At 72.9% G+C, this 24,156-nt stretch carries 25 protein-coding genes; 12 read left to right on the top strand and 13 right to left on the bottom strand.

From position 1 onward, the window contains the following. Positions 1-68 precede the first annotated feature (68 nt). The 3 genes from ACERUN_RS02565 to ACERUN_RS02555 form a co-directional block, all read right to left on the bottom strand. A complete protein-coding gene (locus tag ACERUN_RS02565; protein ID WP_370288099.1) occupies positions 69-212 on the bottom strand; it encodes a hypothetical protein in 144 nt (47 codons plus the stop codon). Between the two features lie 102 nt (positions 213-314). Continuing rightward, positions 315-1,067 carry a class E sortase gene (locus ACERUN_RS02560; RefSeq protein ID WP_370288098.1) on the bottom strand — a complete coding sequence of 251 codons (753 nt, stop codon included), beginning with the start codon at positions 1,065-1,067 and terminating at the stop codon, positions 315-317. Between the two features lie 75 nt (positions 1,068-1,142). Continuing rightward, a complete protein-coding gene (locus ACERUN_RS02555; protein WP_370288096.1) occupies positions 1,143-1,670 on the bottom strand; it encodes a hypothetical protein in 528 nt (175 codons plus the stop codon). A gap of 292 nt (positions 1,671-1,962) precedes the next feature. On the opposite strand from ACERUN_RS02555, the gene ACERUN_RS02550 reads away from it, so the two are divergent. Next, a complete protein-coding gene (locus ACERUN_RS02550; protein WP_370288094.1) occupies positions 1,963-2,613 on the top strand; it encodes an endonuclease/exonuclease/phosphatase family protein in 651 nt (216 codons plus the stop codon). Positions 2,614-2,764: 151 nt separating this feature from the next. On the opposite strand, the gene ACERUN_RS02545 is transcribed toward ACERUN_RS02550, so the two are convergent. After that, the gene (locus ACERUN_RS02545; RefSeq protein ID WP_370288093.1) at positions 2,765-3,445 is read right to left on the bottom strand and encodes a hypothetical protein; all 681 of its coding nucleotides are present in this window, start codon (positions 3,443-3,445) and stop codon (positions 2,765-2,767) included. 228 nt (positions 3,446-3,673) lie between these two features. Further along, a complete protein-coding gene (locus tag ACERUN_RS02540; RefSeq protein ID WP_370288092.1) occupies positions 3,674-4,843 on the bottom strand; it encodes an acyl-CoA dehydrogenase family protein in 1,170 nt (389 codons plus the stop codon). Between the two features lie 128 nt (positions 4,844-4,971). On the opposite strand from ACERUN_RS02540, the gene ACERUN_RS02535 reads away from it, so the two are divergent. Next, complete coding sequence (locus ACERUN_RS02535) at positions 4,972-5,397, top strand: CoA-binding protein (RefSeq protein WP_370288091.1); 426 nt, start codon at positions 4,972-4,974, stop codon at positions 5,395-5,397. On the opposite strand, the gene ACERUN_RS02530 is transcribed toward ACERUN_RS02535, so the two are convergent. From ACERUN_RS02530 to ACERUN_RS02500, 7 genes are all read right to left on the bottom strand, one after another. Beyond that, the gene (locus ACERUN_RS02530; RefSeq protein ID WP_370288090.1) at positions 5,369-6,565 is read right to left on the bottom strand and encodes a heparan-alpha-glucosaminide N-acetyltransferase domain-containing protein; all 1,197 of its coding nucleotides are present in this window, start codon (positions 6,563-6,565) and stop codon (positions 5,369-5,371) included. The two genes, ACERUN_RS02535 and ACERUN_RS02530, sit on opposite strands and share 29 nt — an antisense overlap. A 29-nt stretch (positions 6,566-6,594) precedes the next feature. Continuing rightward, positions 6,595-7,092 (bottom strand): 5-(carboxyamino)imidazole ribonucleotide mutase, encoded by a 498-nt coding sequence (purE, locus tag ACERUN_RS02525; protein ID WP_370288089.1) that lies wholly within the window; start codon positions 7,090-7,092, stop codon positions 6,595-6,597. 35 nt (positions 7,093-7,127) lie between these two features. Beyond that, positions 7,128-8,291 carry a 5-(carboxyamino)imidazole ribonucleotide synthase gene (locus tag ACERUN_RS02520; protein WP_370288102.1) on the bottom strand — a complete coding sequence of 388 codons (1,164 nt, stop codon included), beginning with the start codon at positions 8,289-8,291 and terminating at the stop codon, positions 7,128-7,130. Between the two features lie 169 nt (positions 8,292-8,460). Then, positions 8,461-8,787, bottom strand: coding sequence for a winged helix-turn-helix domain-containing protein (locus ACERUN_RS02515; protein WP_370288088.1), 327 nt, complete (start codon positions 8,785-8,787; stop codon positions 8,461-8,463). 87 nt (positions 8,788-8,874) lie between these two features. Then, positions 8,875-9,921, bottom strand: a complete 1,047-nt coding sequence (locus tag ACERUN_RS02510; protein WP_370288087.1) for an adenylate/guanylate cyclase domain-containing protein — start codon at positions 9,919-9,921, stop codon at positions 8,875-8,877. Between the two features lie 5 nt (positions 9,922-9,926). After that, entirely contained in the window at positions 9,927-10,448 is a 522-nt protein-coding gene (locus ACERUN_RS02505; protein ID WP_370288086.1) for a PH domain-containing protein, read from the bottom strand. Between the two features lie 81 nt (positions 10,449-10,529). Next, the gene (locus ACERUN_RS02500) at positions 10,530-11,363 is read right to left on the bottom strand and encodes a biotin--[acetyl-CoA-carboxylase] ligase (protein ID WP_370288084.1); all 834 of its coding nucleotides are present in this window, start codon (positions 11,361-11,363) and stop codon (positions 10,530-10,532) included. A gap of 70 nt (positions 11,364-11,433) precedes the next feature. Between ACERUN_RS02500 and ACERUN_RS02495 the strand changes: the two genes are divergently transcribed. The 4 genes from ACERUN_RS02495 to ACERUN_RS02480 all read left to right on the top strand — a co-directional run bounded on the left by ACERUN_RS02495 (position 11,434) and on the right by ACERUN_RS02480 (position 15,781). After that, entirely contained in the window at positions 11,434-13,044 is a 1,611-nt protein-coding gene (locus ACERUN_RS02495) for an acyl-CoA carboxylase subunit beta (RefSeq protein ID WP_370288083.1), read from the top strand. Further along, positions 13,041-13,316, top strand: a complete 276-nt coding sequence (locus ACERUN_RS02490) for an acyl-CoA carboxylase subunit epsilon (protein WP_370288082.1) — start codon at positions 13,041-13,043, stop codon at positions 13,314-13,316. Before ACERUN_RS02495 ends, ACERUN_RS02490 begins: the two co-directional genes overlap by 4 nt. A gap of 95 nt (positions 13,317-13,411) precedes the next feature. After that, on the top strand, positions 13,412-15,082 hold the full coding sequence (locus ACERUN_RS02485; protein WP_370288081.1) for a DUF885 domain-containing protein: 1,671 nt from the start codon (positions 13,412-13,414) through the stop codon (positions 15,080-15,082). 102 nt (positions 15,083-15,184) lie between these two features. After that, positions 15,185-15,781: a nucleoside triphosphate pyrophosphatase gene (locus ACERUN_RS02480; RefSeq protein WP_370288079.1), complete on the top strand. Its 597-nt coding sequence runs from the start codon at positions 15,185-15,187 to the stop codon at positions 15,779-15,781. A 50-nt stretch (positions 15,782-15,831) separates the two neighbouring features. On the opposite strand, the gene ACERUN_RS02475 is transcribed toward ACERUN_RS02480, so the two are convergent. Further along, positions 15,832-17,028, bottom strand: a complete 1,197-nt coding sequence (locus ACERUN_RS02475; protein ID WP_370288077.1) for an acyl-CoA dehydrogenase family protein — start codon at positions 17,026-17,028, stop codon at positions 15,832-15,834. A gap of 195 nt (positions 17,029-17,223) precedes the next feature. Between ACERUN_RS02475 and ACERUN_RS02470 the strand changes: the two genes are divergently transcribed. From ACERUN_RS02470 to ACERUN_RS02445, 6 genes are all read left to right on the top strand, one after another. Then, entirely contained in the window at positions 17,224-19,017 is a 1,794-nt protein-coding gene (locus tag ACERUN_RS02470) for a biotin carboxylase N-terminal domain-containing protein (protein ID WP_370288075.1), read from the top strand. A 154-nt stretch (positions 19,018-19,171) separates the two neighbouring features. Continuing rightward, positions 19,172-20,092: a hypothetical protein gene (locus ACERUN_RS02465; protein WP_370288074.1), complete on the top strand. Its 921-nt coding sequence runs from the start codon at positions 19,172-19,174 to the stop codon at positions 20,090-20,092. Between the two features lie 111 nt (positions 20,093-20,203). Beyond that, positions 20,204-20,692, top strand: coding sequence for a hypothetical protein (locus ACERUN_RS02460; RefSeq protein ID WP_370288073.1), 489 nt, complete (start codon positions 20,204-20,206; stop codon positions 20,690-20,692). 113 nt (positions 20,693-20,805) lie between these two features. After that, positions 20,806-21,477: a hypothetical protein gene (locus tag ACERUN_RS02455; RefSeq protein ID WP_370288072.1), complete on the top strand. Its 672-nt coding sequence runs from the start codon at positions 20,806-20,808 to the stop codon at positions 21,475-21,477. A gap of 69 nt (positions 21,478-21,546) precedes the next feature. After that, a complete protein-coding gene (locus tag ACERUN_RS02450; RefSeq protein ID WP_370288071.1) occupies positions 21,547-22,029 on the top strand; it encodes a PH domain-containing protein in 483 nt (160 codons plus the stop codon). Between the two features lie 35 nt (positions 22,030-22,064). After that, entirely contained in the window at positions 22,065-24,107 is a 2,043-nt protein-coding gene (locus tag ACERUN_RS02445) for a PH domain-containing protein (protein WP_370288069.1), read from the top strand. Positions 24,108-24,156 lie beyond the last annotated feature (49 nt).

Below are 24,156 nucleotides of genomic sequence, written 5' to 3'. Positions count from 1 at the left end.
GAGGCCCGCCCCGGATACGGGGCGGGCCGCGTCGCAGCTCACGCGGGGGCTCACATGGCTCACATGGCTCACATGGCCATGAAGAGGATCTCGTCGCGCGAGTACTCGCGGCCGGGGTGCTCGGCGGCCAGGTGGGCCTGGGTGGTCTCGACGAGCGCGTCGTCGGAGTCCTCGCGGATGGTGGTGCCGCAGGGGCAGCGCAGGGAGGGCATCGGGGTCTCCTTCGTCGGGGTGCCCGCGGCGGGCTGTTGGGACCGCGGGCGCGTGCGTACCGATCCTAGGGCGGGAGCCCCTGTCGGGACACGCGGTGCGGCTCAGCGCGCGTCGGCGCGGACCTCGCCCGTGGTCTGCACGTCGACGAGGTGGCCGAAAGTCACCGACCGGTTGTCGGTGTGGAAGATCTCCGAGCAGGTGAACAGCGTGAGGACGTGGTCGTTGGGCTTGCCGTCGATCGTGGGCGGCGCCGACACCCCGCCGGCCTCCGGGTTCGTGGGCAGCGGGTCGAGCACCCAGGTCTGGGTCAGCGGGATGATGAGGTCAGTGCCGCCGTTGTCGAGCACGTAGGTGTAGGTGGCGGTGCGCGTCTCGACGATCACCTTGTCGCCCGCCTTCAGCTCGGGGAACTTGGCGAACGGCTCGCCGTGGGTCACGCGGTGCGCAGCGAGCACGTAGTTGCCCTCGGCGCCCGCCTTGGCGGTGTCGGGGACGTGCCCGATGCCGGACGCCAGCACCTTAGGGCTGTCGCCCTCGAGCACGGGCACGGCGTAGTCCTTGCCGAAGCGTGGGATGCGCACGATCGCGGAGGCGTTGCCGAAGTCGGTGCGCACCACGTCGCTGCCCTCACCCCAGCCGTCGGCCAGCGCCTCGCGCACGTCGCCCTGGCGCTGCTGCGAGACCCAGTTGGTGCCCCAGAACTGCCAGGCCACCCACCCGAGCACAGCAAGGCCGGCGGCGATGAGGCCGCAGCCGATCCAGAAGGCCGGACGGCGGCGCTTCGTCGTCCCCGTGGACGACGGACGGCGGCGGCGGACCCGCACACGCTCGCTGGGCGCGTCGATCTGCGTCATGGGTTGCTCCCGGGGGAAAACGACGACCGGCGGTCGGGATGGACCCGGCCGCCGGTCGTTCGGAGAACTCGGAGGTCAGGCGGTCTGCTGCACCCGGACCCGGCTGCGGGTGACGACGGTGGCACCGCCAGCGACCAGTGCGAGGCCGAGGACGAGGAGGTAGAGGTGCGGGCCGCCGGTGTTGGCGAGACCGCCCACGCTGCCGGTGGTGGCACCGGCGACGTCGATGCCGGCGACGGCCGAGCAGCCCGAGAAGGCCGTGGTGTCGTCGGGGGTGAAGTCGAGCGAGGCCTGGTAGGAACCGGCCGGCAGCGACGGGCCGGAGACGTTGATCGGCGCACCGTTGTAGTTGACGGTCTGCGAGAAGATCTCGTCGTTGCCGCGGGTGATCGAGACGTCGACGACGCCGGTGACCGGGGTGGAGCCGGTGGCGACGATCTCGACGCCGAGGTTGACCGCCTGACCCGCGCTGGGCGAGCTCGGGTTGATCGAGCAGGTCGTGGGGATCTGCGGCGTGTAGGCGGCGTGCGCCGACGGCGCACCCACGAGCAGCGCCAGGAGAAGACCTGCGAAGGCCCCCAGCAGACTAATGGTTCGGCGCATCCGTTCCAGCTCCCCTTGCGATCGACCACCCCTCCCGGGTGGCTCCAATGGGGATAACGTAGCCGAACCCGTCGAAGTTACGGAACCAAGCCCGCACATCGACCAGTGGCGCAGGTCACCCCCGAGCGGTGACGTCGGAAGCGTAACTCGGGGTCGGTCGAATCTCCAGGGACGGCCTCGGCAAAGACTTGGCAATGCGATGGCAAAGCCGTGGACTCCGGACTCCGTCGCCAGCTGCCGAGTGAAGCGCGAATCGCCGGCGAGCGCCGCCGACCGCCGCGAGGATGCATCCGTGCGCATCGGTACGTGGAACCTCGCGGGCCGCTGGAGCGAGCTCCACGAGGAGTTCGTTGAGCAGCTGGACTGCGACATCCTCTTGCTGACCGAGGTCTCCGATCGCGTCGTGGTCCGGGGCCTGGAGGGCCATGTCGGCGAGCGGCTGATGGCGCCCCGCCGCCACTGGGCCGGCATCTGGTCGCGCTTCCCTTTGACCCCGCTTCCCGATCCGCACGGGGCATCCGTGATGGCTGAGATCGACGGCCGACGGTACTGCTCGTCCATCCTGCCGTGGCGCTCGTGCGGTCGACGCGACCCGTGGGTCGGCGAGAGCACCTACGCGAAGACCGTCGAAGCGGTCGCTGCCGTCGAGGCCGCCGCACCGGTCGTCTGGGGAGGCGACTGGAACCACGCGCTGCGAGGACGCGAGTACGCCGGCTCGCAGGCCGGCCGCAGGCACATCATGGAGGCGTTGGATCGACTACGGCTGAGGGCCGTCACGAGGGATGCGCCGCACCAGATCGACGGCCTTTTCTCTATCGACCATGTCGCCGTCCCGTCGACCTGGACGGTCCGGCTGGAACACCATTCGGCCGTGCCCGAGCGGGGTCGACTGTCGGACCACGACGCGTACGTCGCTGACATCGGCGACCCCGAGGGGCCGTAGACCCGCCCGACGCCGCCACTACGAGACGACGCGACCGCGACGGGGAGCAGAGCCCACCAGCAAGGCCGTCGCGAAGGATCTCGGCAACGACGAAGCACCGCGAGTGAGCACCGTGAGCGCGACGCCACGGCACTTCAAGCGTGCCACCGCATCAGAGGAGCGCCGGCGGCAGGCTCCACAGCGACGGCGCCGGCTGCAGTCGCTCCGCGACGAATTGTCGGTCGATCGGGAACCGATCGCCGATCAACGAGAGTCGGGCATCAGCCAGCGCGAGGATCCGCACGGGTTCCGCAAGGGGTCCGCAGTTGTGCAACTCGATCTCGGGGCCACTGCCCCACGCGGCGAGCGCCTCGATGTTCACCAGATCCTTGATGGTGTGGAGCTGCACGTAGCTCGGGCGGTCGATCTGCAGCAGGGTGGAGCAGTCGAAACGCGGACTCCCGTGGATGCTGATCTCGCGCAGCCCGGCGAAGTGCTCGTTGCGCGCCAGTCCGCGCAGCGTCCGCGCCTGACGGAGGTCCAGGACCTCGAGGTCGGCCTCGATGGCGGACAGAAACGCCTCACGTGGCGTGTCAAGCTCGAGCTCGCACAGCGAGGTGACTCCCGCGAGCGAGAGAAGGTGCTCGGTCCCGGGGCCATTGAACTTCCGCAGGCGTCGGAGGCGGGTGAAGTCGATGTCTTTCTTCGGCAGCTTCGACAGGTAGATCCGTTCGACCTGCTCCATGCCTGCGATGACGCTGGCGTCGGCGCAGTTGCGGTCGGTGAGGCTGAACTCCTTGAGGAACGGCGCCGCCCTCTCGAGGAAGTCGAGGCTGGTCTCGCCGGGCGGCATGCGCGAGACCCACACCTTGGCCGACTCGCCGCTCTGGAGGAGCCGGATCTCCTCAGCACTCAGCGGGCGGCCGTCGAGGACGACCCCGTTCCATGGGTCCCCGTCGGACTCTTCGAACCAGTCGTCGTCCTGCCCGGAGGCGTTCTCCCGCGTCGGGTCCACGACGGCGAACCTACGCGACCGACGCCGGCGGGTGCAGAGCCCGCCGGCGACAGATCGGGACGACGATCAGAGGGTGCTCTGGACCCCGGCGAGCAGCTGACGAGCCATCACGATGCGCTGCACCTGGTTGGTGCCCTCGTAGATCTGAGTGATCTTGGCGTCGCGCATCATCCGCTCGACGGGGTAGTCGCGGGTGTAGCCGTAGCCGCCGAGCACCTGCACGGCGTTGACGGTGACCTCCATGGCGACGTCAGAGGCGAAGCACTTGGCGGCCGCACCGAAGAAGGTGAGGTCGGAGTCGCCGCGCTCGGAGCGGGCAGCGGCGGCGTAGGTGAGCTGGCGAGCAGCCTCGATCTTCATGCCCATCTCGGCGAGCATGAACTGAAGGCCCTGGAAGTCGGCGATGGGCTTGCCGAACTGCTGGCGCTCCTTGGCGTAGTCGAGCGCGTAGTCGAGGGCACCCTGCGCGATGCCGACGGCCTGGGCGGCGATGGTGACGCGGGTGTGGTCGAGGGTGCGCATGGCGTACTCGAAGCCCTTGCCCTCCTCGCCGATGAGGCGATCGGCGGGGATGCGCACGTTGTCGAGGTACACCTCGCGGGTGGGCGAACCCTTGATGCCGAGCTTCTTCTCCGGGGCGCCGAAGCTGACGCCGGCGTCGTCCCTCTCGACGACGAAGGCGGAGATGCCGCGCGAGCGGGCGTCGGGGTCGGTGCTGGCGAGCACGGTGTAGAACTGCGACTCCCCCGCGTTGCTGATCCAGCGCTTGGTGCCGTTGAGCACCCACTCGTCGCCCTCGCGGACGGCGCGGGTGCGCTGCGCTGCGGCATCCGAGCCGGCGTCGGGCTCGGAGAGGCAGTAGGAGAAGCCGCCCTCGCCGCGGGCGAGCGCACCGAGGTAGTGCTTCTTGAGCTCCTCGGAGCCGGCGAGCTGCACCGGAAGCGAGCCGAGCTTGTTGACGGCCGGGATGAGCGAGGCCGAGGCGTCGACGCGGGCGATCTCCTCGATCACGATCACGGTGGCCAGCGCGTCGGCACCGGCGCCGCCGAACTCCTCGGGCACGTGCGGGGCGTGGAAGTCGGCCTTGGTGAGGGCCAGCGCCGCCTCGTGGGGGAAGCGCGCCTCCTCGTCCACCTCGGCGGCGTGCGGGGCGATCTCGTTCTCCGCCAGGTCACGGATGGCCTCGCGGATCGCGCGGTGCTCCTCGGAGAGTTCGTAGATCGGGAAGTCGCTCATACCCTGAATACTAGGACGTCCTAGTAATAAAACCTAGGACGCCCTACTAATTCCGGACCCTCGCGGGCTGTGAGAAGTCAGACGGCGACGACCGGGAACAGGAGCGGCCGCGGGCCGGTTGAAGGGCCATGACGTCGGCCTCCCACGATCACCACGACCCCGCGGCGGTCGCCGCGCTCCTCGACGACACCACCACCTGGGCCGTCGTCGGCCTGTCGGGCAACCCCGACCGCACCGCGTACCGCATCGCCGCCCTCCTCCAGCAGCGCGGCAAGCGCATCGTCCCGGTGCATCCCTCCGCCCCGACGGTGCTGGGCGAGCAGGGCTACGCGACGCTGGCCGACATCCCCTTCGCCGTCGACGTGGTCGACGTCTTCCGGCGCTCCGAGGACGCCGGAGCCGTGGCCGACGAGGCGGTCGCGATCGGCGCGAGGGGCGTGTGGTTCCAGCTCGGCGTGATCGACGAGGACGCCTTCGAGCGCACCACCGCCGCCGGCCTGACGATGGTGATGGACACCTGCCCCGCTATCGAGTGGGGGCGTCGGGGCGAGTGAGTCGGGCCCGCGCCTGCAGCAGACGCCCGGGCAGGCCCACGACGCTCTCGAGCGGGCCGCGTCGTCCGCTCAGCGCGATCACCGCCCCCACCCCGAGGACGACGCCCAGGTGCACGCCGAGCACTCCCGGGACCTCAGCGGGCGGGACCTCGGGCGTGCGCATGAGCAGGTGGATCACATAGCAGGTGAGCGGCGCAGCGCCGGCCCCGGCGAGCAGCACGAGCAGCGGCCGGATCCGTCGCGGCCACAGGTGCGCGAGCGCCAGGCACAGGCCGATGACGGCCACCGACGTGCCGATGGTGTGGGCGAGGTCGAGCGGCGTGGCCGAGTGGGGTGACACGACGAGCAACCAGGCCCACGAGCCGCCGGTGGGCGTGCTGCCGAACTGGTTGTCAGCCAGGATGTCGAGCACGCTCGCCTCGCTCACCGGGCCCGCCGTGGGGATGATCGCCTCGCGCACCGAGGCCAGCGAGGTGGCCAGCCGCGAGATCGCGAAGGCCGTGATCGCCGCACCGGAGCCGATGGTCGCGAGCAGCAGCGGGGTGCGCAGGCCGCGGAGGTCCAGCCGCCCCAGTGCCAGCCCGACCAGCAGGTAGGCCAGCCAGGCCGCAGCCGGGTAGTAGCCGGTGAACAGCAGATCGGCGAGCAGCCGGCCGGGGCTCGCGAGATCGGCGAACATCGGATTCTCGTAGCTGCGCTCGGGCAGCAGCGGACGCACCACCTGCGAGAGCGCGGGGGCAGCGACCACCCACACGGCAGCGATCACCAGGAGCGGGCGCGCGGCAAGACCCAGGAACGGCAGCGCGAGGAGGAACAGCAGCGCGTAGGCCGGAAGGATCACCGCCAGCCCGGTGTCGAGGTCGCCGAGCGCCAGGCCGAGCGCACCGATCAGCACCGCGCGCGCGGCCAGGCCCAGCCGGGCCCGGCGGAGCTCGCCGGCGGCGAGCGGGCGTCGTCCACCGCTGACGAGGGCCATGCTGAGCCCGGCGAGCACCGCGAAGAGGGCGGACGCGCGACCGCTGGCGATCTGGTGCGCCAGGGTCACCTCGTCCGCGGCGTCGCGCGCGGCGATCACGTGGGTGGCGATCATGCCTACCAGCGCCAGCGTGCGGGCGAGGTCGATGCCGACCAGGCGCCCCGGCTTCTCGAGCCTCCCGAGCAGGCCCATCGATCCCTCAGCTCCGCGAGCGCATCGGCTCAGCGGGCCGCGGCGTCGCGGACGACCTGGCCCTTGGCGCGGGCGAGGTCGGCCAGCCCCTTCTCGAAGGCCACCAGCCGCTCGCGCAGCGGCGCGTCGGCCACCGCGAGGATGCGGGCGGCGAGGATGCCCGCATTGCGCGCGTTGCCGATCGCCACCGTGGCCACCGGGATGCCGGCCGGCATCTGCACGATCGAGAGCAGCGAGTCCATGCCGTCGAGGTACTTCAGCGGCACCGGCACTCCGATCACCGGCAGGGGCGTGACCGAGGCGAGCATGCCGGGCAGCGCGGCCGCTCCCCCGGCGCCGGCGATGAGGACGTCGAGCCCGCGCGTGTGCGCCTCGCGGCCGTAGTCGAGCATCTCCTGCGGCATCCGGTGGGCGGAGCGGACGTCGGCCTCCCACGGCACACCGAACTCGTCGAGCACCTCGGCCGCGGCCTGCATCGTCGGCCAGTCGGAGTCGGAGCCCATCACGATGCCCACGCGCGCTGTCATGCCCGCGAGCCTAGCCAGCGCGCTGCGACGGGCGGCTACTCGCTCTCGTTGCCGAGATCGCCGCGGAACCAGGCGGCCGCGTGGCGCGCACGCTCGAGCAGGTCGTCGAGATCGTCGCCGTAGACGTTGACGTGGCCGACCTTGCGCCCCGGGCGCAGGTCCTTGCCGTAGAGGTGCACCCGCAGGTGCGGGTCGCGGGCCAGCGCGTGGGGGTAGCCGTCGTAGAGCCGGCCGACCTCGCTGCCGTCGGCGAGCTCCTCGCCGCCGAGGATGTTGACCATCACCGACCACCGCGCCCGCGGGGCGGGCGAGCCGAGCGGGAGGTCGAGCACCGCGCGCAGGTGATTCTCGAACTGGCTGGTGACCGCGCCGTCCTGGGTCCAGTGGCCGGTGTTGTGCGGGCGCATCGCGAGCTCGTTGACGAGCACCTGCGGCGCGCCTGCGGCGTCGACGGTCTCGAAGAGCTCGACGGCGAGGATGCCCGTGACGCCGAGCTCGCCGGCCACCCGCAGGGCCAGCTGCTGGGCGGCGGTGGCCAGGTCGTGGTCCAGGTCGGGGGCGGGGGCGACGACCTCGCTGCACACGCCGTCGACCTGCAGCGTCGCGGCCACCGGGTAGGCCGCGGCCTGCCCGCTGGGCGAGCGGGCGACGATGGCGGAGAGCTCGCGGCGGAAGTCGACGAGCTCCTCGGCGAGCACGCGCACACCGGTGCGCTCGGCCGTGGCGAGCGGCTCCTCGGCGTCCTCGAGGGAGCGCACCACCCACACGCCCTTGCCGTCGTAGCCGCCGCGGCTGACCTTGAGCACACACGGCAGCCCGAATGCCTCGACGTCGGCCGCCGAGGCAACGACCGCCCAGCGGGGCTGGGGCGCGTCGAGGCGGGCCATCGCCTCGCGCATCACGATCTTGTCCTGCGCGTGCACCAGCGCCTCGGGACCCGGGTGGGCGATCACGCCGTCCGCGGCCAGCGCCCGCAGGTGCTCGGTGGGCACGTGCTCGTGGTCGAAGGTGACCACGGCGCACCCCTCGGTGGCCTCTCGCAGCGTCGCGAGATCGCGATAGTCGCCGACGATGTGGTCCGGCACGACCTGGGCGGCGGAGACGCCCACGGCCTCGGCGAGCAGGCGCAGCGGCACCCCGAGCTCGGCGGCCGGCGGCGCCATCATGCGGGCGAGCTGGCCGCCGCCGATGACGGCGATCCGCGGTGCGCGCTCGCCGTGCGCGGCGGCGGCCGCGGCGGGGCTCGCGGCGGGACTCGCAGGAGTGGCGGCGGTTTCGGGCGCGGGCGTCGTCACGGTGCAGACCCTACGCAACGCGGGGCCCGGGGCGTGCTCAGCGTCCGCTGCCGTGGGCCTGCTCCCGGCAGGCTCAGGCGGACCCGGTGAGGTCGGCCGGCACTGCGGTCTCGAAGCGCAGGCCCTCGCCGCGCACGGTGGTGATCAGCCGCGGATGCCGGCTGTCGTCGCCGAGCTTGCGGCGCAGCCAGCCGAGGTGCACGTCGATGGTCTTCGACGAGGTCCAGAAGGTGGCACCCCAGACCTCGCGCATGAGGTCGTTGCGCGACACGATCTCACCGGCGTGGCGGATGAGGATGTGGAGCAGCTCGAACTCCTTGCGCGACAGCACGATCTCGTCGGCTCCGCGCCAGACGCGACGGGACGAGGAGTCCACCCGCACGTCCTGAACCTGGATCACACGCTCAACGTAGGGATTCCCATCGACCGTCCGGAGCGGAATCCGAAGGTTTTTACCTGCGGGATTTTCACACCGGTCGCACGCGCCTCACGCGCGACGCACGGCGACCGGCTCCACCACACCGAACCCGCGCACCGGCCGGGGCGGCAGCGGCCGGGTCTCGACCTCGTCGGCCGGGAGCAGGTCGGCGGTGGCGCGGTCGACGATCACCCGGTTGCGGCGCGCGACCTGGGTGAGGCGCGCGGCGAGGTTCACCGGCGGCCCGAAGACGTCGCCCAGGCGCAGCACGACACCGCCGGTGGCCAGGCCCACGCGCACGTCGGGCATCCGGGGGTCGCGGCCGATGACGTTGATGATCCCCTCCGCGGTGGCCAGCGCGGCCATGGGGTCGTCGTTCACGTAGAGGACGGCGTCCCCGAGGCTCTTGATCATCCGCCCGCCGTCGCGGGCGATGACGTCGCCGCAGCGGGTCTCGAAGATGTCGACGAGCTCGCCGATGCGCTCACGGGTGACCTCGTTGGAGAGGGCTGTAAAGCCCACGATGTCGGCGAAACCCACGCTGAGATCGGTGGTGTGGGGGTCGGCGTCGACGGCACGGGTGGTCTCCATCCGCGCCACGGCGGCGGTGAGGTGGCGGCGCCAGGCGTAGACGAGCAGCTTCTCGAAGCGCGGGCTCAGGTGCTCCAGCGCCCACGCCGCCGCGTCCACGGCGAGATCCGCGCCCGGCGCGGGCTCAGGCCCCTCCTGGTGGGCGAGGTAGAGCTTCTCGACGTGGGGCACCAGCTCGCCGACCTCCCAGTCCGCCAGGCGCGCCATGGTGAGACCGACGCCGCGGGCCGCGTTCAGCACGAGGTCGAAATCGACCGATCCACTGTCGAGCAGGTCGGTCCACAGCCGCAGCGCCTCGGCGTCAGCCTCGGTGTAGGCCGGCGCGTCGCCCTGCTCGGGGAAGCCGAGCGTGCGCCACAGACGACGCGCGCGGTCGACGGGCAGGCCCGCCCGTTCGGCGACCTCCCGGGCGGTCAGCCCGCCGGGTGCGCCTCCGGAAGGGTTCGCAGGGGTCGCAGGGGGTGGGCCGGACGGGCCGGCGGGGTCACCGTCCGGCTGCTGCTGATCGGCGACGCCGTCGTCCACCGGCCTCAGACGCCCTCGCCGCGCCGCTCCCCGGGGGCACGGTGCAGCTCGTGGAGCAGCTCGTTGAGACGGCGCTGGGTCTCCTCGACGTGAGGGATGTCGTTGAGGCGGGCCGAGCCGTTGGGCGAGGCGTCGCCGATGAGCAGGCTGCCGCACCCGAAGGGGCGGTCGAGCAGGTTGATCTCGATCGCCACGTCGCTCACGCGGGCGAGCGGGATGTCGTGCCCGCGGCGGGTGATGATGCCGTAGCGAGTGATGATGCGGCGGTCGGTGAAGGCGTGCACCGAGGTGAGCCACACCAGCAGGGGACGCACGAAGAACCACAGCGCGCCGATGCCCACGAGCACCCAGACGATGAGGCTCAGCGTGCCCTGGAAGCCGTCGCCGTCGAGCTGCACCTGCGCGGCGATGCCCGCGGCGAGCAGGAGGATCAGCACGAACACGGGGCCGATGAGGGCCTTCGGGTGCTGCCGGGTGCTGATGATGAGGCGCTCGTCGGGGTTGAGCAGCTTCTTCGAGATGGCCACGGGGCGATCATGGCACTACCCGCGCCCGAGCGACGACCGATCCTGCGGATCCGGGACCGATCACCCGTTCGGCGCGGCCGATCAGCCAGCGGGCCGCACGTGGACGACGTCGCCCGCGCCGACGCGCTGAAGCCCCGTCGCCGTCTCGACGACGAGGCGCCCGTGCTCGTCGACATCGACGGCCCTTCCCTCGAGCCGACCGTCGCCCGGCAGCTCCACTCTCACCTCGCGGCCCAGCGTGGCGCACTGCTCGCGGTAGGACGACGCCAGCCGCTCGCCCGCCTGGGAGCCGCCCGCCTGCCAGGCGTCGTAGGCCTCGCGGACGGCGGCGACGCACTCGAGCAGCACCGAGGTGCGATCGGGAGGGGTGACGCCGGCGGGCGCACCGAGCAGGAGGCTGGTGGCCGTGGGCACGGGCAGCTCCTCGGCGGTGGTGGCGACGTTGATCCCGACGCCGACGATCGCGGCGGCGCCCGCCGGGGTGTCGACCCGCTCGACGAGGATGCCGGCCACCTTGAGGTCGCCGTGGAGCAGCACGTCGTTGGGCCACTTCACCCGGGCGGGCACCCCCAGGGTGGTGACCGCCTTGGCGACGGCGTGGCCCACGAGCAGGGGGATCCACGGCCAGCTGGCGGGCGCCACGGTGGGGCGCAGCACGAGCGAGAAGGTCACCGCGGCGCCGGGCGTCGTCGTCCACGAGCGGTCGAGGCGGCCACGACCGGCCACCTGGTGCTCGGCGACGACCACGAGCCCCTCCGGCGCGCCGGCGCGGGCACGCTCGGTGGCCACCTCGTTCGTCGAGGTCGCCTCGGCGAGCAGTTCGACGCTGAGCCCCGTGGCGTCGGCGAAGGCGGCCTCCAGACGCACGGCGTCGAGAGGTCCACGGGCTGGGTGCGGGGCGGCCTGGTCGGTCACGGGCACTACCCTGTCGCAGCAGACGCCCCGAGGAAACCCCGGGGAGGTCCATGAACGAGGAGGCCATGACGTGACCGCCCAGCCCGAGCCGACGGCGCCCGAGTACGACATCCACACCACGGCGGGCAAGCTCGCCGACCTGGACCGTCGCACCGACGAGGCCGTGCACGCCCCCGCCGCGAAGGCGCAGGAGAAGCAGCACGCGAAGGGTCGCAAGACGGCGCGCGAGCGCATCGAGCTGCTCTTCGACGAGGGCTCCTTCGTCGAGCTCGACGAGTTCGCCCGGCACCGCTCCACCGCCTTCGGGCTGGAGAAGAACCGCCCCTACGGCGACGGCGTCATCACGGGCTACGGCACCATCGACGGCCGCCAGGTGTGCGTGTTCTCGCAGGACTTCACCGTCTTCGGCGGCTCGCTGGGCGAGGTCTACGGCGAGAAGATCGTCAAGGTCATGGACCTCGCCATCAAGACCGGCTCGCCGATCATCGGCATCAACGAGGGCGCCGGCGCCCGCATCCAGGAGGGTGTCGTCTCGCTCGGTCTCTACGGCGAGATTTTCACCCGCAACGTGCACGCCTCCGGCGTGATCCCGCAGATCTCGATGATCATGGGCAACTGCGCCGGCGGCCACGTGTACTCCCCCGCGGTCACCGACTTCACGATCATGGTCGACAAGACCTCCGCCATGTTCATCACCGGCCCCGACGTCATCAAGACCGTCACCGGCGAGGACGTCTCGATGGAGGAGCTCGGCGGCGCGCGCACCCACAACACCAAGTCGGGCAACGCGCACTACATGGCCTCCGACGAGGACGACGCCCTCGAGTACGTCAAGGCGCTGCTGTCGTACCTGCCGCAGAACAACCTCGACGAGGCCCCGGCCTACGCCGAGGTGGCCGACCTCGAGCCGAACGACACCGATCTCGCACTCGACACGATCATCCCCGACAGCCCGAACCAGCCCTACGACATGCACGACGTCATCGAGTCGGTGCTCGACGACGCCGAGTTCCTCGAGGTGCAGGCGCTGTTCGCGCCCAACCTGATCGTCGGCTACGGCCGCGTCGAGGGCCGCCCCGTCGGTGTCGTGGCCAACCAGCCGATGCAGTTCGCCGGCACGCTCGACATCGACGCCTCCGAGAAGGCCGCGCGCTTCGTGCGCTTCTGCGACGCCTTCAACATCCCGGTGCTCACCTTCGTCGACGTGCCCGGCTTCCTGCCCGGCGTCGACCAGGAGCACACCGGCATCATCCGCCGCGGCGCGAAGCTGATCTACGCCTACGCCGAGGCCACCGTGCCGCTGGTCACGATCATCACCCGCAAGGCCTACGGCGGCGCGTACGACGTCATGGGCTCCAAGCACCTCGGCGCCGACATCAACCTCGCCTGGCCCACCGCGCAGATCGCCGTCATGGGCTCGCAGGGCGCGGCCAACATCATCCACCGCCGCACCCTGGCGCAGGTGGAGGCCGACGGCGGCGACGTCGAGGCCCGCCGGGCCGAGCTCATCGACGAGTACGAGACCACGCTGGCCAACCCCTACATCGCGGCCGAGCGCGGCTACATCGACGGCGTCATCAAGCCGCACCAGACCCGCGCCGAGGTGGTCAAGGCCCTGCGCCTGCTGCGCACCAAGCGCGAGACCCTGCCGCCCAAGAAGCACGGGAACATCCCGCTGTGAGCGGCGAGGAGAAGGTGGAGGCGGAGGGCACGTCGACTGAGCCTGCTCCGGCCGCTCCCGCCGCGCCGCTGCTGCGCATCATCACGCCGAACACCACGCCCGAGGAGGTCGCGGCCATCGTCGCCGTCCTCTCGGCGCTGGGTGGCGGTGCGCCCGAGCCGGAGGCACCGCGCAGCGTGTGGGCCGACCCGGCGCGCAAGCACCGCTACGTGCCGAGCCGAGGCCTCGCCGCCGGCCCCGGCGGCTGGCGCACCAGCGCCCTGCCGCGCTGAGGCGGCCACCAGCGCCGACATCCGCACGAGAGCCCGCACCGGAGTCCCCGGGGCGGGCTCTCGTCGTCCTCGTGCCGGGGGCTAGGTTCGCTGCCATGACGCGCCTCGTGGACGCCCGCACCGACCGCTTCGTCGAGGACCTCTGCGCCCTCGACCCGCTGACCGCCACCGCGATCGGCATGCCGGGTCGCGAGGGCGACCTGCCCGACCTCTCCCCCGCGGGCCTGGACGCCGTGGACGAGCTGCAGCGGCGCGCGCTCGCCGACGTCGCCGCCATCGAGCCCGTCGACGAGCGCGAGCAGGTGGCCAAGGAGGCTTTCCTCGAGCGCGTCGGTCTGGCCGTCGAGCGCGCCGACGCGCGCGTGGAGCGCAGCGAGGTCTCGGTGATCGCGAGCGCGGCCCACGGCGTCCGCGAGATCTTCGACCTGATGCCCACCGCCACCGCCGACGACTGGGACGCGATCGGCTCGCGCCTGGCCGCGGTGCCGGCGGCGCTCGCCGGCTACCGCACCACCCTGCTCGAGGAGGCCGCCGCCGGCCGGGTCTCGGCCCAGCGCCAGTACGTCGAGGTGGCCGAGCAGGTGCGCGGCTGGACCGGGCAGCGGGGAGCAGGCGGCGACTTCTTCGCCGGCGTCGTGGCCTCCGCGCCCGAGGGCCGGCGCCCGGCACTCGAGCGCGCCGCGGCGCAGGCGTCGGCGGCCTACGCCGAGTTCGGCCGCTTCGTCGAGACCGAGCTGGCGCCGCGCGGTCGCGAGCACGACGGCGTGGGCCGCGATGCCTACGCGCTGGCGTCGCGCTACTTCCTCGGCGCGAGTGTCGACCTCGAGGAGACCTACCGCTGGGGGTTCGAGGAGCTCAAGCGCATCGAGGACGACATGGCCGCCACCGCGCAGCGGATCGTGCCGGGCGGCTCGGTGGCCGACGCGGTCGCGGCCCTCGACGCCGACCCCGCCCGCGACTGCGGCAGCCGCGAGGCCTTCCAGGACTGGATACAGCAGCGCTCCGACGAGATCCTCGCCAGCTTCGACGGCGTCCACTTCGACATCGCCGAACCCATCCGCACCCTGCAGTGCCGCGTGGCCCCGACCAACGACGGCGGCGCCTGGTACACCCCGCCGTCGGACGACTTCAGCCGTCCCGGCCAGATGTGGTTCTCCTTCACCGACGACCACGAGCGCTTCTCCACCTGGCGCGAGACCACCACCGTGTTCCACGAGGGCGTCCCCGGCCACCACCTGCAGTGCGCGCAGGCCGTCCACCAGCGCGACCTGCTCAACCGCTGGCAGCGGCTGATGTGCTGGGTCAGCGGCCACGGCGAGGGCTGGGCGCTGTACGCCGAGCGGCTCATGGGCGACCTCGGCTACTTCGAGGACCCGGGGGATCGCCTCGGGTTCCTCGACATGCAGGGCTTCCGCGCCGCCCGCGTGGTCGTCGACATCGGGGTGCACCTCGGCCTCGAGGTGCCGGGCGACAACCCGTTCGGCTGGCGCCCGGGCGCGGTGTGGGACGCCGACCTCGTCTACGAGTTCATGCGCGCCCACTCCCGCATGGATGAGGGCTCCCTGCGCTTCGAGGTCAACCGCTACCTCGGCTGGCCGGGCCAGGCGCCGTCGTACAAGGTGGGCGAGCGGATCTGGCTCGAGGCCCGCGACGCCGCCCGGGCCCGCCACGGCGACGCCTTCGACCTCAAGGCCTTCCACACCGCCGCCCTCGACCTCGGCTCGCTCGGCCTCGACCCCCTCCAGGCGGCCCTCGCCCGCCTCTGACGCCGACGTGGCAAGCGTGGTGCGCCACGTGGCAGCGATGGTGCGTCGAGGTGGCACCGACGCGCGAACGACGGCCGCGAACCCGCTCAGTAGGGTGACGCCGTGGCCACGCTCGTGCTCGGTTCCGCGTCCCCCGCCCGCCTCGCCACCCTGCGCTCGGCGGGGCTCGATCCCACGGTGATCGTCTCGGGGGTCGACGAATCGCAGGTGAGCGCGCCGCCGGCGGAGCTCGCCCTGCGCCTGGCGCAGCTGAAGTGCGGGGCCGTGGCCGCACGCGACGACCTCCCCGCCGACGCCCTCGTGCTGGGCTGTGACTCGGTGCTCGAGCTCGACGGGGAGGCCCTCGGCAAGCCGGGCACCGCCGAGGAGGCCACCCGCCGCTGGCAGGCGATGCGCGGGCGCTCCGGCGTCCTGCACACCGGGCACTGCCTCACCGATGTCGCAGCGCGGCGCACCACGTCGTCCACGGGCTCGACGAGGGTGCACTTCGCCGACGTGGACGACGCCGAGATCGCCGCCTACGTGGCCACCGGTGAGCCGCTGCACGTGGCCGGCGCGTTCACCGTCGACAGTCGCGGAGGCGCCTTCGTGAGCGCCATCGAGGGCGACTTCCACAACGTCGTGGGTGTCAGCCTCCCCCTGCTGCGCCAGATGGTGCGCGAGCTCGGGCACCGCTGGACCGACCTCTGGAGCGACTGAACCGCACTCCCCCTCGGCGGGGGCGGCCACCGGGTTCTACGGGGTCACCGTCACTCGACGGGCAGGCCGAGGCCGCGGGCGATGAGCATGCGCTGGACCTCGGAGGTGCCCTCGCCGATCTCGAGGATCTTGGCGTCGCGGTAGAAGCGCGCCACGGGGTACTCCTCCATGAAGCCGTAGCCGCCGAAGACCTGGGTGGCGATGCGGGTGGCGGTGACGGCCGACTCGCTCGTGTAGAGCTTGGCGATGGAGGCGGCCTGCTTGAACTCCTTCATCGACGGGCCACCGCCGGCGAGCATGGCGTCCTTCATCGCGGCTGCGCGGTAGGTGAGCAGGCGCGAGGCGTGGAGCATGACCTCGAGGTCGGCGATCTGGAAGGCCACGCCCTGCTTGCGCCCGATCGGGCCGCCCATGGTCTGGCGGTCGAGGGAGTACTGCACGCACAGGTCGACGCAGGCCTGGATGAGGCCGACCGCGAGGGCGCCGATGGCCACGCGGCCGTCGTCCAGGGTGGAGAGGAACTGCGCGTAGCCGCGGCCGCGCTCGCCCAGGAGGTTCTGCTCGGGCACGCGGACGTCGGTGAGCGTGAGCGGGTGGGTGTCGGAGATGTGCCAGCCGAGCTTGTCGTAGCTCGGGCCCGCCTCGAAGCCGGGCGTGCCGGAGGGCACGATGATCGCGGAGATCTCGGGCTTGCCGGCCTCGCTGGTGCCGGTGCGCGCGGTGACCGTGACGACGCTGGTGATCGCCGAGCCGGAGTTGGTGATGAACTGCTTGCCGCCGTTGATCACCCACTCGCCGTCGACGAGCTCGGCCTTCGTGCGGGTGGCGCCGGCGTCCGAGCCGGCGCCGGGCTCGGTGAGACCGAAGCCGGCCAGACGACGACCCGCGACGAGGTCGGGCAGCCACTCCTTGCGCTGGGCGTCGGTGCCGAAGGTGAGGATCGGGTTGATGCCGAGGCTGACGCCCGCCTCGAGGGTGATGCCCATCGACTGGTCGACGCGACCGATCTCCTCGATGGCGATGCACAGCGAGGTGAAGGGGCCGTCGGCGGCGTCGATGCCGGCACCGCCGAACTCCTCGGGTGCGGTGAGGCCGAAGAGACCCAGCTCGCCCATCTGCTGCACGACGTCGGTCGGGAAGTGGTGGTCTCGGTCCCACTGGGCCACGTGCGGGGCGATGGTGGAGGCGGCGAAGTCCCGCACGGTGCGGCGGAACTCCTCGTGCTCGCGCGACAGCTCGAAGGTCATGGGCCCATCGTACGACGCATGGTTAGCGTTTGTTAACCACCTCGGAGCGCCGTCCCGACGAGGTCGCCGAGGTGCAGACCGGTCACCCCTGACCGGTCCTCGGATGCCGACGGCTCCTCGCTCGGGCCTACCCCTAGACTCCGGTCTCGGCGTACCACCGCCGCCGCCCGATGACCGCTCGACAGGAGTTCTGTTGTGTCCCAGTCCGTGCAGCCGCTGCGCAAGGTCCTGATCGCCAACCGCGGAGAGATCGCGGTCCGCGTCATCCGCGCCGCGAAGGACGCCGGCATCGAAAGCGTCGCCGTCTACGCCGAGCCCGACGCCAACGCGCTGTTCGTGCGCCTGGCCGACGAGGCCTACTCCCTGGGCGGCGCCACCCCGGCCGACTCCTACCTCTCGATCGAGAAGATCGTGGACGTCGCACTGAAGTCCGGCGCCGACTCGGTGCACCCCGGCTACGGCTTCCTCGCCGAGAACGCCCAGTTCGCCCAGGCCGTCATCGACGCCGGGCTGATCTGGATCGGCCCCTCGCCCGACGCCATCGACGCGCTCGGCGACAAGGCCAAGGCCAAGCAGATCGCGCTCACCGCCGGCGCTCCCCTGGCCCCCGGCCTCAAGGACCCCGTCAAGGACGCCGACGAGATCATCGCCTTCGCCAACGAGCACGGCCTGCCCGTGGCGATCAAGGCCGTCTTCGGCGGCGGCGGCCGCGGCCTCAAGGTCGCCCGCACGATCGAGGAGATCCCCGAGCTCTTCGAGTCCGCCACCCGCGAGGCCATCGGCGCCTTCGGCCGCGGCGAGTGCCTCGTCGAGAAGTTCCTCGACAAGCCGCGTCACGTCGAGACCCAGTGCCTGGCCGACAAGCACGGCAACGTCGTGGTCGTCTCCACCCGCGACTGCTCGCTGCAGCGTCGCCACCAGAAGCTCGTCGAGGAGGCCCCCGCGCCGTTCCTCAGCGACGACCAGATCGAGCGCCTCTACTCCTCCTCGAAGGCGATCCTCAAGGAGGCCGGCTACGTCGGCGCCGGCACCTGCGAGTTCCTCGTGGCCGCCGACGGCACCATCTCCTTCCTCGAGGTCAACACCCGCCTGCAGGTCGAGCACTGCGTCTCCGAGGAGGTCACCGGCCTCGACCTCGTGCGCGAGATGTTCCGCATCGCCGCGGGCGAGGAGCTCGGCTACGGCGACCCCGAGATCCGCGGCCACTCCATCGAGTACCGCATCAACGCTGAGGACGGCGGCAACAACTTCATGCCGGCCCCCGGCACCCTCACCGCGTGGAACCCGCCGCAGGGCCCGGGCGTGCGCGTCGACGGCGGCTACGAGAAGGGCGAGACCGTGCCCGGCGCGTTCGACTCGCTCGTGGCCAAGCTCATCGTCACCGGCGCCACCCGCACCCAGGCGATCGAGCGCTCGCGCCGCGCGCTGAGCGAGTTCGAGGTCGACGGCATGCCCACCGCCATCACCTTCCACGAGGTCATCACCCGCGACCCGGCCTGGGTCGGTGCGTCCAACCCCACGGGCGAGGGTTCCTTCGACGTCTACACGACCTGGATCGAGACCGACTTCGACAACCAGATCACCCCCTACGGCGGCGCCGCGGGCGAGGCCGAGGAGGCCGGCGAGAAGCAGACCGTGGTGGTCGAGGTCGGCGGCAAGCGCGTCGAGGTCGTCCTGCCCGCCGGGCTCGGCGGCATCGGCGCCGGCCCGGCCGCGGGCGGCGCCAAGAAGCCCAAGCGTGCCGCGGGCAAGAAGGCCGGCGCAGCCGCCTCGGGCGACTCGGTCACCAGCCCGATGCAGGGCACGGTCGTCAAGATCGCGGTCGAGGAGGGCCAGAGCGTGGCCGAGGGCGACGTGGTCGTCGTCATCGAGGCCATGAAGAGGGAGCAGCCCCTCCAGGCCCACAAGGCGGGCACCGTCACCGGCCTGAGCGCGGAGGTCGGCGCCACGGTCGGCAACGGCGAGGTCATCTGCGAGCTCAAGGACTGACGCCGACGACTCCCGTCGCGGCACCGGCCCGGCCGGCCGCCCGCGACACCGGTGAGGGCCCCGCATCCCACGGATGCGGGGCCCTCGCCGATTTCACCCGCGCACCGGGCGATTCGTCGGACGGGATCGTGCCGCCTCTGCGAGGGTGCTCGCCATGAACAGCTCCCTCTCGGACCACCCGACCCCCCACCCCTCCACCCCCACCCGTGGACGACGCCCGCGCGGCGTCGCCCTCACTGCCGCACTCGCCGGCCTCGCCGTCCCCGCGGCACTGTTCGTCGCCACAGCGGACGCCGACGCCCGCGACGACGCGACCGCTGCTCGCGCCTCCTCCGTGCGCGTCGGACCCGTCACCGTGGTGCGCGACGCCGGCCGCGACGTCGTCAAGGTGAGCATTCCGCTCGACGACGAGGACTTCCGACGTGGCGCGAAGGCGCCGCTGTGGCGATCCCTCGCTGCGCCCGCCTCCGACTCCTCGCAGTCCACGAGCGTCTCGCCCGATCCGTCCCAGCCCTCCGACCCGTCCTCCAGCGCGTCGTCCGACCCGACCTTGAGCACGACCGCGCCGACCGAGGCCACCGAGTCGCCGAGCCAGGCGCCCACGGCGGACCCCGAGGCGGAGTTCGCGCCCGACCCCACGGCGATCGTGCCTGACGTCCGCCGCACCGGCGTGCGCCTGACCCGCACGACGCTCGCCCTGCGGGTGCGCTTCGCGGCCCCGGTGTCGGGCGACAGCGTGGTCGTCATCGGGCAGGTGAAGACGCCGCGACGCACCTTCGACGTGGTCCGCTTCGGGTTCGGCGCCTTCAGCTTCTCCGAGCTGAGCGGCCGCAACGGTGAGATCGAGTGCCGCGGTTTCAGCGTCCGCTTCGTCGAGGGCCGTCGCGCCGCGGTGATCCGCATCCCCGCTCGCTGCATCGGTCGACCCGAGCGGGTGCGGGTCGGCGTCGGCGTCCTCACGAGCCGGACGGAGGGCACCGCCGACGCTCCGGTCGGAGTGACCTACGCCGACGACGCGTTCCTCACCGGGATCAAGCCCGAGCTCGCCTACTCGCCGCCGATCCGCCGGCGCTGACCCGGGCTCGCGCCCGAAGCAGCGCATCACCACGTCCCACGAGACCGTCGCTCCCCCGCCGGGAGCGGCGGCCTCGGGCGTGATGCGGCGAGCGGGTCCGCACCGGTCAAGGTGTTCACCGACGCATCGCGCGACGTGCACCGCGTCACCGAGAACGGCGATGTCTCCACGCCGGACCCGACCGTGCTGGTGCCCGACATCCGCCGCACCGCCGTGCGCCTGACCCGCTCCACCCTCGCCCTGCGCGTGCGCTTCGCCGCGCCGGTGTCGGGCTCCAGCGTCGCCGTCCTGGGCGGGGTGAAGACCCCCCGACGCTCCTTCGAGTTCTCGAGCGTGCGCGCCGGAGCGGTCAGCAGCACCGAGCTCACGCGCAGCAACGGCGACAAGGTCCGGTGCCGGGGCCTCAGCGTGCGCTTCGTCGAGGGGCGTCGCGTGGCCGTCGTCCGCGTGCCGGCCGCCTGCATCGGCAAGCCGAGCCGGGTGCGCGTCGGCTTCGGCGTCATCACCGACGTGCTCGACGAGACCTCCTTCGCCGACGACGCGTTCTCGCGCACCCTCGGCGACACCCTCGGGGTCTCCGGCCCGATCCGCCGCAGCTGAGTCCCTCGACGCCCGCCTCCGCAGCCCCCGTGCCCCCTCGGCGCGGGGGCTGCGGCGCACAGCGACGAGGTCGGACTCGGCGAGCGTCGGAGGCATCTGCGAGGGTGGTGCCCGTGAATCTCCTTCTCTCGGGACGCCCGAACTCAGCCCTGCCCGCCACGACCTCCACCCCCGGCCCCGGCCGCTCGCGCCGCGTCGGCCGCCTGCTCGCTGCGGCGCTCGCCCTCGGTGCCGCCGCGGTGCCGGCCGCGATCGTCGCCGCCCCCGCAGCCGAGGCCGCCACCGTGCGCGTCTACGGCGACGCCGCGCGCGACGTCGTCCAGGTGCCGCGCAGCGGCTCCAGCTCCTACATCCCGGTGCCGGCCGCCACGGTGCCCGACGTGCGTCGCACCGCCGTGACCCTCAGCGGATCGCTGCTCGAGATCCGGGTGCGCTTCGCCGCACCCGTGCCCACGAGCAACTTCGGTCTCACCGGCACGATCAAGACCCCCGCCCGCACCTACCTGTTCGAGCGGGTCGTGGCCGGCCAGCGCGGCTCCTACTTCCTCAGCAAGGGCCGCGACGGGCGCTCACGCTGCTCCGGCTTCAGCATCTCCTACGTCGACCGGCTCACCGTCGCCCGCGTCCGCGTGCCCGCGCGCTGCATCGGCCGCCCCTCCGCCGTGCGACTCACCCTCGGGGTGAGCAGCAACGTCTTCCAGCCCTCGGCCCGCGTGGACGACGCCTTCGCCCGCGGCTTCCGCGGTGACGCACTGGCCGTCTCACCGCGCATCCGCCGGGGCTGAGCCCCAGCGCACGAGAGCGGGGGCGCCGCGACGTCGAGACCGCACCGCGGGGCTCGTAGGCTCACCGGTGTGACCGACCTGCGCGATCCCGCCCAGCGCGTCAGCCCGCGGGCGCTGGCGATGTGGCACGTCGAGGTGGCGCTCGAGGCCGCCGCCACCGCCGCCGCCGCGATCGTGGCGGCGGCGGTGTGGGCCCCCGACGCGGTGCGCTGGTGGCTCGCCGGCGCCGCGGCCGCCGCCGCGGTCGTCGCCGCGGTCGTGGTGCCCCAGTGGCGCTACCGCGTGCACCGCTGGGAGGTCTCGGCCACGGCCGTGTACACCCAGCGCGGCTGGTGGGCGCGCGAGCGCCGCATCGCCCCGATGTCGCGGGTGCAGACCGTCGACTTCTCCCAGGGGCCGCTCGCTCGCCTGTTCGGACTCGCCACGCTCACCCTCACCACCGCCTCCGCCGCCGGCGCCCTGCAGATCGAGGGGCTCGACCAGCAGATCGCGGTCCGCCTGGCCGACGAGCTCACGCGGCGCGCCGAGGACGCCGGCGGGGACGCCACGTGAGTCCGGGGACGCCGGACGCGCCAGGGGTGCCGTCGATGCCGCCGCCGCCCCCGGCACCGTGGGCCTCGGAGCCGGCGGGCACCTGGCAGCGCCTCGACCCGCGCATGCTGCTCGTGCACCCGGTGCGGGAACTGGTGCGCTTCTGGCCGGCGCTGCTCGGCCTGCTCGTCGCCGGCGGCGCCTCCGGCACCGGCCCGTGGGGGCTCGTCGCGGTGGCGGTGCCGGTGACGCTCGGCGTCGTGCGCTACCTGACCACGACCTGGCGCATCACCGAGCAGCGCATCGAGGTGCGCCGAGGCCTGCTCCAGCGCCACACCCTGGCCGCCCGCCTCGAACGGGTGCGCACGGTCGACCTCACCGCCTCGCCGATCCACCGCGTCCTCGGCCTCGCGACCGTCGCCATCGGCACCGGCAGCGTGGTGGGCGACGACGACGAGCGGCTCGAGCTCGACGCCCTGCCGCGCGAGGTCGCGGCGGGCCTGCGGGTGCGCCTGCTCGAGCAACGCCTCGGCGCAGGGGCCGATGCTGTGGCGGGCACCGGTGACGCGACGGGCGCCGGAGGCTCCTCCGGCTCGACACAGCGCACGGTGCTCGCGCGCTTCGAGCCCCGCTGGCTCCTCTACGCCCCCTTCAGCGGCACGGCGCTGCTGGCCGTCGGCGCGGTCGCCGGTGGCGCGGGGCAGCTGGCGAGCGAGACCGGCCTGCCGCGCATCGTGGGCCTCGACGAGCGCGACCTCGGCCGCGTCGACCAGTTCTCGATCCTGCTCGTCGCCTCGCTGGCCGCCGGCGGGATCGCCCTGATCGGGCTCATCGCCCTGGGCTCCTACCTGGTGCTCAACGGCGGCTTCGTCCTCAGCCGCGAGGGTTCCGCCTGGCACGTTCGTCGAGGTCTCCTGACACGTCGCGAGACGAGCATCGACGTCGACCGGCTGGCCGGGGTCTCCCTCGGCGAACCGCTGCTGCTGCGCGTGGCCAGGGGCCGTCGCCTCGACGGCATCGTGACGGGTCTGGCCCGCGCGCCCGGTGTCGGTGCGGCCGCCCTCGTGCCCCCGGCTCCGGCCGCAACGGTCACGGGGGCGGCGGGCGTCGTCCTCGGCTCCGGCACACCCCTCGAGGCCGCCCTGCGCACCCACGGGCCGGCCGCTCGCCGACGCCGCTTCACCCGGGCCGCGGCCGGCGCCGCGGTGCCGGGCGCGCTGCTGGTGCTGGCTGTGCTCGGCGGCGCACCGGGCGTCGTCCTCGTGCTGCTCGTGCCGCTCGCCCTGGGCGCGCTCGCGCTGGCCGGCGACCGCTGGCGCGCGCTCGGCCACGCCCTCGTCCCCGATCCGCGCCGGCGCGGGGCGAGCCACCTCGTGGTGCGCTCGGGCTCGCTGACGCGTCGCCGCGAGGCGCTCGCCACCGACCACGTCATCGGGTGGACGACGCGCGCCACCTGGTTCCAGCGACGCCTCGGCCTCGTCCACCTCGCGGCCACCACCGCGGGCGGGCGCGGCCACGTCGACGCGCTCGACATCCCCGTCGGCGACGCCGTCGCCCTGGCACGAGCCGCCACGCCCGGTCTGCTGGAACCGTTCCTGGTCGGCACCTCGGCCCCGAGCGCCGCCGTCGCACTCGGCCCACCGGCCGCCCGGACGGCACCCCGGCACGCACCCGAACCCGCACCCGCGACGAAGGAGTCCACCGTGAGCGACAGCGACTACCGTCCCCGGCCCGACGGCCACCCCGATCCCGGCGAGGTCGTGTGGACGTGGGTGCCCTACGAGGACGACCCGCAGCAGGGCAAGGACCGCCCGGTGCTCGTGATCGGCACCGACACCACCGACGACGGGCGATCCGCGGTCCGGTGCCTGGTGATGACCAGCAAGGACCACGACCGCGACGCCGCCCAGGAGGAGCGGGCCGGCCGGCGGTGGATGGATGTCGGCACCGGCGGCTGGGACCGCCAGGGCCGCCCCAGCGAGGTGCGGCTCAACCGCCTTCTCGTCGTGCCCGTCGACGACGTGCGCCGCGAGGGCGCCGCCCTCGACCGCGACGTCTACGAGCGGGTGCTCGCCGCCCGGGCCGAGTTCGAGGGCTGAGCCCGACCCCGAGCCCGACCTCGAGCCCCAGCCCGAGCCGATCGCGGGC

Source organism: Nocardioides sp., assembly GCF_964229035.1.
Lineage (GTDB): Bacteria > Actinomycetota > Actinomycetes > Propionibacteriales > Nocardioidaceae > Nocardioides.
Note: the sequence above shows the minus strand (reverse complement) of the source record. Positions and strands in the feature narration are given on the sequence as shown.

Excerpts from the sequence above, each read along its gene's own strand:
- ACERUN_RS02445 (WP_370288069.1), top strand. The coding sequence starts at position 22,065 with ATGCCGCCGCCGCCCCCGGCACCGTGGGCCTCGGAGCCGGCGGGCACC.
- ACERUN_RS02535 (WP_370288091.1), top strand. The coding sequence starts at position 4,972 with ATGACGTCGGCCTCCCACGATCACCACGACCCCGCGGCGGTCGCCGCG.
- ACERUN_RS02555 (WP_370288096.1), bottom strand. The coding sequence starts at position 1,670 with ATGCGCCGAACCATTAGTCTGCTGGGGGCCTTCGCAGGTCTTCTCCTG.
- ACERUN_RS02545 (WP_370288093.1), bottom strand. The coding sequence starts at position 3,445 with ATGCCGCCCGGCGAGACCAGCCTCGACTTCCTCGAGAGGGCGGCGCCG.
- purE (WP_370288089.1), bottom strand. The coding sequence starts at position 7,092 with ATGACAGCGCGCGTGGGCATCGTGATGGGCTCCGACTCCGACTGGCCG.
- ACERUN_RS02530 (WP_370288090.1), bottom strand. The coding sequence starts at position 6,565 with ATGGGCCTGCTCGGGAGGCTCGAGAAGCCGGGGCGCCTGGTCGGCATC.
- ACERUN_RS02475 (WP_370288077.1), bottom strand. The coding sequence starts at position 17,028 with ATGACCTTCGAGCTGTCGCGCGAGCACGAGGAGTTCCGCCGCACCGTG.
- ACERUN_RS02540 (WP_370288092.1), bottom strand. The coding sequence starts at position 4,843 with ATGAGCGACTTCCCGATCTACGAACTCTCCGAGGAGCACCGCGCGATC.
- ACERUN_RS02465 (WP_370288074.1), top strand. The coding sequence starts at position 19,172 with ATGAACAGCTCCCTCTCGGACCACCCGACCCCCCACCCCTCCACCCCC.
- ACERUN_RS02560 (WP_370288098.1), bottom strand. The coding sequence starts at position 1,067 with ATGACGCAGATCGACGCGCCCAGCGAGCGTGTGCGGGTCCGCCGCCGC.
- ACERUN_RS02565 (WP_370288099.1), bottom strand. The coding sequence starts at position 212 with ATGCCCTCCCTGCGCTGCCCCTGCGGCACCACCATCCGCGAGGACTCC.
- ACERUN_RS02485 (WP_370288081.1), top strand. The coding sequence starts at position 13,412 with ATGACGCGCCTCGTGGACGCCCGCACCGACCGCTTCGTCGAGGACCTC.